Raw genomic sequence first — 11,476 nt, forward strand, 5'->3', positions numbered from 1 at the left:
CCCCCCCACCCTCGACTAGTCGTCGGCAGCGTCAGATGTGTATAAGAGACAGCGGCCGGACGGCTGAGCGCCGGCTGACCGGTCTGCATCGGCCGGTTCATGTCGAGCGACAGGTAGTTCGGCGCGGGCTGCTGCGCGGCCATCGCGGCGATACCGGTGGCGACCACCGACACGCGCATGCGGCCGTCCATCGTGGCATCGAAGGTGGAGCCGAAGATGATGTTGGCGTCGCCGTCCACTTCCTCGCGAATCCGGTTGGCCGCCTCGTCGACTTCGTGCAGCGTCATGTCGAGGCCGCCGGTGATGTTGATGAGCACGCCCTTGGCGCCCTTCATCGAGTGGTCTTCCAGCAGCGGGTTGGAAATGGCAGATTCGGCCGCGACACGGCTGCGATCCGGACCTTCGGCTTCGCCCGTGCCCATCATCGCCTTGCCCATCTCGCCCATGACGGTGCGGATGTCGGCAAAGTCGAGGTTGATGAGACCCGGCATGACCATGAGGTCGGTGACGCCGCGCACGCCCATGTGCAGAACGTCGTCGGCCATCTTGAAGGCGTCGGCGAACGTCGTCTTCTCGTTGGCAATCTTGAACAGGTTCTGGTTGGGGATGACGATCAGCGTGTCGACAACCTTCTCCAGCTCGGTGATGCCCTGCTCGGCCGACTGCATGCGGCGGCGGCCTTCGAAGTGGAACGGCTTGGTCACGACGCCGATGGTGAGGATGCCCTGCTCGCGCGCTGCGGCGGCGATGACGGGCGCCGCACCGGTGCCGGTGCCGCCGCCCATGCCGGCGGTGACGAACACCATGTTGGCGCCATCGAGCAGCTGCAGGATCTCGGGCAGCGCCTCTTCGGCGGCCTGGCGGCCGACCTCGGGCCGCGCGCCGGCGCCAAGGCCCTGCGTGATGGTGATGCCGAGCTGGACGCGCCGGTCGGCAAGCGACTGGCTGAGCGCCTGCGAATCGGTGTTCGCCACGATGAACTCCACGCCTTCCAGCGCAGCGCTGATCATGTTGTTGACGGCGTTTCCGCCCGCGCCACCGACACCGACGACGGTAATGCGCGGCTTAATCTCGGACTCCGTCTGGGGGAGACTGAGGTTGATTGTCATTCGGTTTTCTCCACGCAAACGAGGGGTTATCTGCCCGGAGCGACAGCGTGAATCTCCTGTTTGGTTCAGAGACCCTTCACCGCCACCGGCTTTTTCTTGTCTTTATGTCTATAGCCTGTGGGATCTGCCTTATCCCGCACAACATATTGCCTAAAAGTTTTCTCTAATCCAACTGCCAATCCGGCCGATCCGACTCGACGGCGCTTCGTGCGTCGCCGGCTGGCTTTGCGTCACCGCGTGATTCTGGAGCGCGAAGGAAAGAAGGCCGGCGGCTGCGGAAAATGCCGGCCCGCCTGTAGAATCCGCGAGTCCCGCGAGCCTGAGCGGCGCACCGGTGCGGACCTTCTTGTTGAGAATCGCCGCGGCAACTTCGGACACGCCGTCGAGCTGGCATCCGCCGCCAACCAAAACGGCACGTCCACCGGCCAACTTATCCACACCGCTCGCCTCGAGTCGACTCCGCACGAGCTCGAACGTCTCTTCGATTCGCGGACGAATGATACCGACGAGGATCGAACGCGGAATGTGGTTGGGCCGCGTGCGATCTTCCTCTCCGATCAGCGGCACGTCGATGATGTCGTACTCGTCGTTCGGCTTGGCGACGGCACGGCCGATCTGCGTCTTCATCCGCTCTGCATGTGCGACCGGCGTCGACAGGCCGCGCGCGATGTCACGCGTGACATGCTCGCCGCCGACCGGGATCGAATCGACATGAACGAGATGGCCTTCATAGAAGACCGCAATCGAGGTCGTGCCGGCGCCCATGTCGATCAGGGTGACACCGAGGTCGCGCTCGTCCGAGACCAGCGAGCTGAGGCCCGCGGCATGGGCGGCGACCACGCGATCGGCGATCTCCAGGTGGGCGCGGCGGACACAGACCTGCAGGTTGCGCATCGCGCCGCTCGCCGCGGTCACCAAATGGACATCGACACCCAACCGCTCGCCGAACATGCCGCGCGCATCGCGAACCGGCGTGCCGTCCACCGTGTAGCCGATCGCGGCCGAATGGATGACGTCGCGGTCCGCGGTTTCAGCCGGAAGCTGGATATGCTGCTGGACCCGGCGGACGTCGCGCTCGCCGATCTCATGGTGCCCGATCGCCACTTCGAGGCTCTGGTTGTGCGAGGCGGCCGAACCGCCGCTCACGCCCACGATCACGTCACGGACCTGCTCGCCGCACATTTCCTCCGCCGTCGACACCGCCGAGGAAATGGCGCGGGTGGCCGCCTCCATGTCGACGATGTTCCCGGAACGCATGCCGAGTGCGGGCTGGTGTCCGATGCCGACGACTCGGAGGCCCTGCCCATCGACACGGGCCACGAAGCACACGACCTTGTTCGTTCCGATGTCGAGCGCCGCAACGACGCCATTTCTCGTCTTCGCCACGATGTCCCCCGTCTTACGCGTACTCTCGCGAGCTTTTTGGATTCTACGCCGGCCCAGGCGTCGCGTCGCCCGGATTGCGCTTCCTGAGATACAGTTTGTCGGGCAGCCTGAGATCAACGACGCCGAACTCGCGCGACAGCAGCTTGTGCTGCCCGTTGAGTTTGGCGAGATGCTGGAGGGCCGCGACGGCGTCCTCCTCCGGTAGCCAGATCTCGACGCCGTTGTTCAGGATGAGGTTCCAGCGGCGATGTCCGACCCAGACCGCGGAGCGCAGCTGCTGCGCCACGGTCGGCTCGTAGGTGAGCAGGAGCAGCAGGTCGCCGACATGATCCGGCGCGCCAGGACCGCCCAGAAGCAGCAGCGTTTCGGCGCCGGGCGGCATGCGGCTCGCCCGCACCGTGCGGCCGTTCGCATCGATCAGCGTGTATTCGGTGCCGTTCTGCCAGATCGCGACGGCGCGACGCTCCTTCAGGGTGACATAGAGCGTGTCCGGCAGGCGGCGCTCCACCGTCGCCCACTCGACCCAATCGATCGCCTCGAGCCGCTTGCGCGACGCCTGGAGGTCGATGCCGAGCAGCGAATCGCCACGGCTCACGTTCAGCGCCGCCAGGAGATCACTGCGCTCCACATAGTCGCGCCCCTCGACGGTGACGTCGGCGAGCTTGAAGGGCGTGATGGCGCCCACCACCGTGCGCGAGAGCGAGTCGAACTGGTTCTGCGCCTCGACGAGCCAGCCTTCGCGCCAGGCCCACCAGCCGCCTCCGCCGCCGCAGCCCAGCAGCAGGACGATGGCGCCGAGCAGCACCGGCTGCTTCCAGAACGGACGGCCGGTCTTGCGGACCGGCCCGCGCTTCTTGCGCCGGTCGTAGTCGCGCCGCGGCGCAGAGCCGGCCTTCGGCGTGGTCGTCTTCTTCGCCACGCTCACGAGGGGTGCCTCGCGTGTTCGACCATCCAGGTCATGAGCTGCGACCAAGAGATGCCGGCCCACTTGGCCTGCTCCGGCGCCAGCGACAGCGGCGTCATGCCGGGCTGGGTGTTCAGTTCCAGGATCACGAGGCCCGAGGTGCCGGGCTTCGAATCGTCCCAGCGAAAGTCTGCGCGGGCGAGCCCGTTGCAGCCGAGTTCCTGATACGCCGCAAACGCCCACTGTTTGGCGGCGTCGTAGACGTCTTCGGGAACCGGAGCCGGCACGAGATGCTCGGTGATGCCGTCGGTGTACTTGGCCTCGTAGTCGTAGAACCGGGTGCGGGGCCGAAGTTCAGTCACCGCGACCGGCTTGTCGCCCATCACCGCGACCGTGAGCTCCCGGCCGGGCACGAACTTCTCGATCAGCACGCGCTCGCCGAACGCCGCCTCCGCGGCCTCGACAGCGGCCAGGTTGTCTCCCTCGCGCACGATGTGCACACCGATGCTTGAGCCCTGGTCGATCGGCTTCACGACATAGGGGCGCGGCATGGGATCGCCCGAGGCGAGCGAGCGGCGCTCGACCACCTTGCCCTCGGCAACGCGCAGGCCGAGCGACGCAAAGATGTGCCGCGCCAGCGGCTTGTCCATGGCGATCGCCGAGGCGAGCACCCCGGAATGCGTGTAGGGCACCTGCATGATCTCGAGGACGCCCTGGATACAGCCATCCTCGCCGTAGCGGCCATGCAGGGCATTGAAGACCACGTCCGGGCCGCCGCCGCCGGCCGGACGCAGGAAATCGACCAGAGCGCGCAGGTCGCGCTTCACGTCGTACTCGATGACCTCGTGCCCGCCTTCGCGCAGGCCCTCGGCACAGGCCTTGCCGCTCACCAGCGAGACCTCGCGCTCGGGCGACCAGCCACCCATGAGGACCGCAACGCGCTTCATTGCCCCGCTCCCCTCGCCGGTTCGCCGATGCGCCGGATTTCCCACTCGAGCTGCACGCCCGTCTTTTCCCGCACGCGGCGGCGCACTTCGTCGCCCAGCGCCTCGATATCGGTCGCCGTCGCCTCGCCGAGGTTGATCAGGAAGTTGCAATGCTTCTCGGAAACCTGGGCCTGGCCGATGCGCAGGCCGCGGCAGCCCGCCTGGTCAATGAGCTGCCAGGCCTTCCCGCCGGGCGGATTGACGAAGGTCGAACCGCCGGTGCGGCTGCGCGGCTGGGAGTCGGTACGGGCGGCGTCGATCTCGCCAATGCGGCGGGCGATGGCGAGCTGATCGCCCGGCGCCGCGCGCAGGCGCGCCGAAGTGAAGATCCAGTCGGCCGGCGCTTCGCTGTGGCGATAGCTGAAACCCATCGAGGCCGCCTGAACTGCGTGGACCTTGCCCGTCCGATCGACGGCTTCAGCCGACACCAGGACTTGCGCCAGGTCGCCTTCATAGGCGCCCGCATTCATGCGCAAGGCGCCGCCGATGGTCCCGGGAATGCCGCTCAGGAACTCGAGGCCCGCCAGCGCGTGATCGCGCGCCGTCAGCGCGACATTGAGATCGAGTGCGCCAGCGCCGGCCACGACCTCGCGCCCTTCGACCGAAATGCCGGTGAAACCGCGCAGCAGGCGGATCACCACGCCCTTCACGCCGCCGTCGCGCACGAGGATGTTCGAGCCGACGCCCAGGATCGTGACCGGTACATCCGACGGCAGGCCAGCCATGAAGGAAGCGAGATCCTCGACATCGGCCGGCCGGAACAGGACCTCGGCCGGACCACCCGCGCGGAACCAGGTCTGCGGACCGAGCGGCGCATCGGCAGTGAGCCGTCCGCGCGGCCGGGGCAGCCGATCGATCAGGTGGGGCGTCGAGGTCGCGAGTGCCATCATGCCGCCGATCCGCCGTGGAAGCCCGAATCGTTGGCGATCGCGCGCGGGCCGGCCTTCTCGGCCGCGAGCTGCTGGATCTGGCCGGGCAGCGCGTGCGCCCAGGCGGTGATGTTGCCGGCCCCGAGGCAGACCACGACGTCGCCTGGACGCGCGATCTGCCAGATCATCTCCGGGAGTTCGCCAGGCCCGGCGAGCGGTGCCACGTCGCGATGGCCGGCGCGCTGCACCAGGCCCACCAGCATGTCGCGATTGACGCCCTCGATCGGTGCCTCGCCCGCGGCGTAGACATCGGCAATGATGACGGCATCGGCATCGGAGAAGCAGGTGGCGAACTCGGCGCGCAACGCGCCGAGGCGCGAGTACCGGTGCGGCTGCATGACCGCGATGACCCGGCCCGAACCACCATAGGCCTGGCGGGCGGCACGCAGCACGGCCGCGATCTCCACCGGATGATGGCCATAGTCGTCGATCACGGTGATGCCGTGCGCCTCGCCGGTCTTGGTGAAACGCCGCTTCACGCCGGCGAAGGAGCCGAGCGCGCGGCGGATCGTGTCGTCCGGCAGACCCATCTCCTGCGCCACGGCGATGGCCGCCAGTGCGTTCTGCACGTTGTGCTGGCCGAACATCGGCAGGCGCATGCCGGTGATGACGCGCGATTCGTTGGTGGCCCGGTGCTCGACCATGACGTCGAAATCGGCGCCGCCGCGATCGAGCTTCAAGTTGATGGCGCGCACGTCGGCGTTGGCGCCGATTCCATAGGTGATGATGCGGCGGTCGGCGACGCGCGGGATCAGCGCCTGGACCTCAGGGTGGTCGGAGCAGAGCACCGCGAAGCCGTAGAAGGGGATGTTCTCGACGAAGCGCACGAAGGCGTCGCGCAGCGCGTCGAAGGTGCCGTAATGATCGAGATGTTCGGGATCGACGTTGGTCACCACCGCGATGGTGGCCGGCAGGCGCAGGAACGAGCCGTCGGATTCGTCGGATTCCACGACCATCCAGTCGCCCTCGCCCAGGCGCGCGTTGGTGCCGTAGGCGTTGATGATGCCGCCGTTGATCACCGTCGGATCGAGGCCGCCAGCCTCGAGCATGGCGGCGACCAGCGAGGTGGTCGTTGTCTTACCGTGCGTACCGCCGACCGCGATGGACCATTTGAGGCGCATCAGCTCGCCCAGCATCTCGGCGCGCCGCACGACCGGCACGTGGCGCGTGCGGGCGGCGAGTACCTCGGGATTGTCTTTCTTGACCGCGCTCGACACGACCACGACCTGGGCGTTGCCGACATTCTCGGCGCGATGGCCGATCATCACCTTCATGCCCAGTTCGGCGATGCGGCGCGTGTTGGCGCCCTCGGCGACGTCGCTGCCCTGCACCTTGTATCCGAGATTGTGCAGGACCTCGGCGATGCCGGACATGCCGATACCGCCGATACCGACGAAGTGGATGAGACCGAGATCGAGCGGCAACGCCCTCATGCGGCGACTCCCGTGGCTGAAGGCGAAAGGGGAAGCGAGACGAAGTCGCCGACGACGTCCGCAAGCCGCGCCGCGGCATCGGGACGGCCGGCGGCGTGCGCCGCACCCGCCATCGCCGCAAGGCGCTCCGGTTCCTCGGTCAGGGCCACGAGATGGCCGGCCAGGGTCGCGGCGGTGAAGGAGGCATGCGGCAGCACGATGCAGGCACCCGTCGCCTCGAAGGCCCGGGCATTGGCGGTCTGGTGATCGTCGGCAGCGTACGGATAGGGCACCAGGATGGAGGGCCGGCCGATCGCCGCCAGTTCGGCCACCGTCGAGGCACCGGAGCGGCCGATCACGAGATGGGCCCCGGCGATGCGCTGCGGCAGATCGGTGAAGAACGGCGCGATCTCGGCGACGACGCCGGCACGGACGTAGCTCGTGCGTACCCGGTCGATGCTCTCGGGGCGGCACTGCTGGACGATGCGCAGGCGCGAGCGCAGCGCCTGGGGCAGGGAGAGAACGGCCTGCGGCACGACCTCGCCGAACGAGGCGGCGCCCTGGCTGCCGCCGAACACCAGGAGGTCGATCACCCGTCCCTCGCCCGGCGGGCGATAGGGCGAATCGCGCAGCGCCCGCACCGCCTCGCGCACGGGGTTGCCGACGAGCTGAGCCCGCGCATCGCCGTCGAGATAACGGGTCCGCGCAAATGAGGTCGCCACGCGTCCGGCGCCGCCCAGAACGAGGCGGTTGGCGCGGCCCAGCACGGCATTCTGCTCGTGAAGCATCGCCGGCAGACGGCGCAAGCGCGCCGCGATCATGGTCGGCACCGAGGCATAGCCGCCGAAGCCCACGACGACCGACGGACCGATGCGACCCAGTGCCCGCCAGGCGTCGAACAGGCCTTGCGCCAGCGAGAAGAGCGCCAGGGCCTTCTTCAGCGGAGACCCGGTCGGACTCGCGGAGTGGATGTAGTGGATGGGCCGCCGCGACAGCGCGCCCTGCCACTGCCGGCCGCGCGAGTCGGTGACCAGGGTGAACGGCACGCCCCGCGCCTCGAGTTCGCCGGCCAGCGCCTCGGCCGGGAACACATGTCCGCCGGTGCCGCCGGTCGCCAGGACCACAGGGCGTACGGCCTCCGTCATACGGCTTCCCTCAGGCCCGCATGCTCGCGCGTGAGCGACAGCATCATGCCGACGCAGATGGCCATCGCCAGCGCCGAGGAGCCGCCATAGGAAATGAACGGCAGGGTCATCCCCTTGGCCGGGATGAGCTGGATGGTCGAGGCCATGTTGATGGCGGCCTGCAGGCCGAACTGGACGGCGAGACCGGAGGCCGCGAGGGTGATGAACAGGCTGGTCTCCTTCGAGGCGCGCGACATCGAGCGCAGGGTCACGAAGGCGAACAGGCAGAGGATCATCAGGCAGACGACGAGGCCGAACTCCTCGCCGGCCACGGCCATGACGAAGTCGGTATGGGCGTCGGGAAGCTGCGCCTTCACGGTGCCCTCGCCCGGGCCGCGGCCGAACAGCGAGCCGTTCATGAAGGCCTCCAGCGACGTGTTGACCTGGTAGTTGTCGCCCGACGAGGGATCCAGGAAGCGGTCGAAGCGGCTGCGCACGTGGCTGAACAGGAAGTAGGCGCCGACCAGGCCGGCCGCGCCGGCCACCGCACCGAAGCCCGCGACCCACATCGGCAGGCCGACGACGAAGAGCTGGACGGCCCAGACGGCGGCCACGACGACGCTCATGCCGAGGTCGGGCTGCATCACCAGCAGGGCCAGCACGCCACCGACCAGCAGCGTCGACAGGAGATAGCCCGGCGCGCGCCGCTCGGTGCGGCTCTGCGCCAGCAGCCAGGCCGAGATCACCGCAAGGCTGGGCTTCACGAACTCCGATGGCTGCACGCTCGACAGGCCGGGCACCGAGATCCAGCGCCGCGCACCCTTGATCTCGATGCCGATCACGAAGGTCGCGGCCAGCAGCAGGATGCTGCCGCAGAAGACGAGCAGCGCCAGGCGGCGCACGTGCCGCGGCGAAGCGAGCGAGATCGAAAGCATGACGAGCAGTGCGAGCGGCAGGAACAGGAACTGGCGCTTGGCAAAAAGGAAGGAGTCGGCGCCGATGCGCTCGGCCGCCGGCGGCGACGCCGCCAGGGTCAGCATGACGCCGAAAGCCATGATCGCCAGGATTGCCCCCAGCGACCAGCGGTCGACGGTCCACCACCATTGCCCGATGACGCTGCGATCGTCGCGCGGAACCTGGATCACGCCGCCCTCCCCAAACTCTCCGCCCCCGGCAGCGCCCGCGCCATGGCGCGGAAGGCATCGCCGCGATGTTCGTAGCTCTTCCACTGGTCCCACGACGCGCAGGCGGGCGACAGCAGGACCACCGCGGGTTCCGAGGCCTCGCGTTGCGCCAGCGCATGCGCGGCGTCGAGGGCCGATCGCAGGTCGCCGCAGCGGCTATAGGGCAGCTTGCCCTCGAGCTGGCCGGCGAACAGTTCGGTGGCCTCGCCGATCAGGAAGGCATGGCGGATACGGTCGAAATAGGTCGCGAGGGATGCTACGCCCCCCTCCTTCGCCTGGCCGCCGAGGATCCAGTAGATGCGGTCATAGCTCGACAGGGCGCGCGCCGTGGCATCGGCGTTGGTCGCCTTGCTGTCGTTGACGTAGACGACGTTGCCGACGGCGGCGACGCGCTCCTGGCGGTGCGGCAGTCCGGGATAGCGGCGAAGCCCGGCGACGATCCGCTCGCGCGGCACGTCGAGCCAGCGGCAGACCGCCCAGGCGCAGGCCGCGTTCTGTGCATTGTGGTCGCCCGGCAGGGTCGGCACGTCGGAGAAATCGACCGTGTAGCCGTCGGCGTCGACCAGCATGCCGGCACGGTAGGAGATGCCGTTGGCGACGGGACGGTCGAGCGCCACCGGCACGCAGGCGATGCCGGGACGTGCCGCCATCTCGCGCTCGACTTCGCGCGAAGGCTCATCCTCGGTGCCGATCACGGCGCAGTCGCCGGTGCGCTGGCGGGCGAAGATGTTCTTCTTGGCCGCGACGTAGCCCGCGAGATCGCCATGCCGGTCGATATGGTCGGGCGTGATGTTCAGCCACACCGCGACGTCGGCGCGGAAGGTCTGCAGCAGCTCGAGCTGGTAGGAGGAGAGCTCCAGCACGTACAGGCCGCCCTTGCCGAGCGGCTCGAGGTCGAGGGCGCCCCGGCCGATATTGCCGCCGACCTCGCAGCGGGCGCCAGCCTGCTGGAGGATATGGCCGATCAGAGCCGTCGTCGTCGACTTGCCGTTGGTGCCGGTGATGGCGACGAACCGCGCGTCGGGCTGCGCCCGGGCCAGCAGCTCGACATCGCAGATGATCGGCTTGCCGGCTGCGCGCGCGGCGACCGCCACGGGATGCGGCACCGGCAGGGTGCTGGGAATGCCCGGGCTGATCACCAGGGCGGTCACGCACGACCAGTCGATCGTCACCGGGTCGGCGATGCGGGCGCCGAGCAGCGCCGCCGCGTCTCGCGATTCCGAATTGTCGTCCCAGGCGACGCACTCGATTCCGGCCGCCCGCAGGGCGCGCACGGTCGCCAGTCCGGAGCGCGCGAGCCCCAGCACGACGAACGACGAACCCTCGAGGACGGCAAGATCGATCATCCGTTCACCTGAGCTTCAGGGTGGCGAGGCCAGCCATCGCCAGGATGGCGGCGATGATCCAGAAACGGAAGACGATGGTGGGCTCGGCCCATCCCTTCTGCTCGAAATGATGGTGCAGTGGCGCCATGCGGAAGACCCGCTTGCCGGTCCATTTGTAGGACAGGACCTGCACGATCACCGATATCGTCTCGAGCACGAACAGGCCGCCCACGATCGAGAGCACGATCTCGTGCTTGGTGACGACGGCGACCGCGCCCAGCGCGCCGCCGATGGCAAGAGAGCCGGTGTCGCCCATAAACACCATGGCGGGCGGGGCGTTGAACCACAGGAACCCGAGACCGGCGCCGACCAGCGCCGCCAGCACCACCGCCAGTTCGCCCGAGCGCGGCACGTGATGGAGATAGAGGTAGTTGGTGAGGATCGAGTTGCCCACGACATAGGCGATAAGGCCGAACACCGCCGAGGCCATGATGACGGGGCCGATCGCCAGGCCGTCGAGCCCGTCGGTCAGGTTGACGGCGTTCGAGGTGCCGGCGATCACCAGGACGCCGAACGCGATGAAGCCGACGACGCCCAGCGGGATCAGCACGTCCTTGAGGAACGGCACGGCGAGCTGGTAGCGCAGCGGCGCCGGCGACGCCTGGGCAACGAGATAGACCGCGATGCCCGAGGCCAGGACCGTGAGTGCAAGCTTGACCTTGCCCGGCACGCCCTTGGGATTGCGCTTGGTGACCTTGAGGAAATCGTCCCACAGGCCGACCGCGCCGAAGGCCAGGGTGACGCCCAGGACGATCCAGACATAGCGGTTGGTGAGGTCGGCCCACAGCAGGGTCGCGATCGACAGGGTAATGAGGATCAGAAGCCCGCCCATCGTCGGCGTGCCCTTCTTGGTCATCAGGTGGCTGGCCGGGCCGTCGTCGCGGATCGGCTGCCCCTGCTTCTGCTTGCTGCGCAGCCAGCGGATCAGCGCGCCGCCGATCAGGAAGCTCAGGACCAGAGCCGTGAGGAAGGCCGCGATCGAACGGAACGTCAGATAGCGGAACAGGTTGAACGGCGTGAACAGGTCCGCGAGCGGATAGAGAAAATTGTAGAACAT

The 11,476-nt window shown here is 68.2% G+C and carries 10 protein-coding genes; all 10 read right to left on the reverse strand.

The window, feature by feature from the left end:
- Positions 1–1,109 (reverse strand): cell division protein FtsZ (gene ftsZ, locus Q0Q48_RS27530; RefSeq protein ID WP_295145526.1); only part of this gene is annotated, 1,109 nt, incomplete at its 3' end.
- Positions 1,110–1,259: 150 nt separating this feature from the next.
- A complete protein-coding gene (ftsA, locus tag Q0Q48_RS27535; protein WP_295145528.1) occupies positions 1,260–2,612 on the reverse strand; it encodes a cell division protein FtsA in 1,353 nt (450 codons plus the stop codon).
- Positions 2,539–3,420 carry a cell division protein FtsQ/DivIB gene (locus Q0Q48_RS27540; protein WP_295145530.1) on the reverse strand — a complete coding sequence of 294 codons (882 nt, stop codon included), beginning with the start codon at positions 3,418–3,420 and terminating at the stop codon, positions 2,539–2,541. Before Q0Q48_RS27540 ends, ftsA begins: the two co-directional genes overlap by 74 nt.
- Positions 3,417–4,346, reverse strand: coding sequence for a D-alanine--D-alanine ligase (locus Q0Q48_RS27545; RefSeq protein WP_295145532.1), 930 nt, complete (start codon positions 4,344–4,346; stop codon positions 3,417–3,419). The genes Q0Q48_RS27540 and Q0Q48_RS27545 overlap by 4 nt, the downstream gene beginning before the upstream one ends.
- Positions 4,343–5,272, reverse strand: coding sequence for a UDP-N-acetylmuramate dehydrogenase (murB, locus tag Q0Q48_RS27550; protein WP_295145565.1), 930 nt, complete (start codon positions 5,270–5,272; stop codon positions 4,343–4,345). The genes Q0Q48_RS27545 and murB overlap by 4 nt, the downstream gene beginning before the upstream one ends.
- Positions 5,272–6,747 carry a UDP-N-acetylmuramate--L-alanine ligase gene (gene murC / locus Q0Q48_RS27555; RefSeq protein ID WP_295145534.1) on the reverse strand — a complete coding sequence of 492 codons (1,476 nt, stop codon included), beginning with the start codon at positions 6,745–6,747 and terminating at the stop codon, positions 5,272–5,274. The genes murB and murC overlap by 1 nt, the downstream gene beginning before the upstream one ends.
- Positions 6,744–7,871: an undecaprenyldiphospho-muramoylpentapeptide beta-N-acetylglucosaminyltransferase gene (murG, locus tag Q0Q48_RS27560; RefSeq protein ID WP_295145536.1), complete on the reverse strand. Its 1,128-nt coding sequence runs from the start codon at positions 7,869–7,871 to the stop codon at positions 6,744–6,746. Before murG ends, murC begins: the two co-directional genes overlap by 4 nt.
- On the reverse strand, positions 7,868–8,995 hold the full coding sequence (locus tag Q0Q48_RS27565) for a putative peptidoglycan glycosyltransferase FtsW (protein WP_295145538.1): 1,128 nt from the start codon (positions 8,993–8,995) through the stop codon (positions 7,868–7,870). The genes murG and Q0Q48_RS27565 overlap by 4 nt, the downstream gene beginning before the upstream one ends.
- The gene (gene murD, locus Q0Q48_RS27570; RefSeq protein ID WP_295145540.1) at positions 8,992–10,380 is read right to left on the reverse strand and encodes a UDP-N-acetylmuramoyl-L-alanine--D-glutamate ligase; all 1,389 of its coding nucleotides are present in this window, start codon (positions 10,378–10,380) and stop codon (positions 8,992–8,994) included. Before murD ends, Q0Q48_RS27565 begins: the two co-directional genes overlap by 4 nt.
- Before the next feature lie 4 nt (positions 10,381–10,384).
- Positions 10,385–11,476 (reverse strand): phospho-N-acetylmuramoyl-pentapeptide-transferase, encoded by a 1,092-nt coding sequence (mraY, locus tag Q0Q48_RS27575; protein WP_295145541.1) that lies wholly within the window; start codon positions 11,474–11,476, stop codon positions 10,385–10,387.

Source organism: uncultured Reyranella sp. (assembly GCF_945957355.1).
GTDB lineage: Bacteria > Pseudomonadota > Alphaproteobacteria > Reyranellales > Reyranellaceae > Reyranella.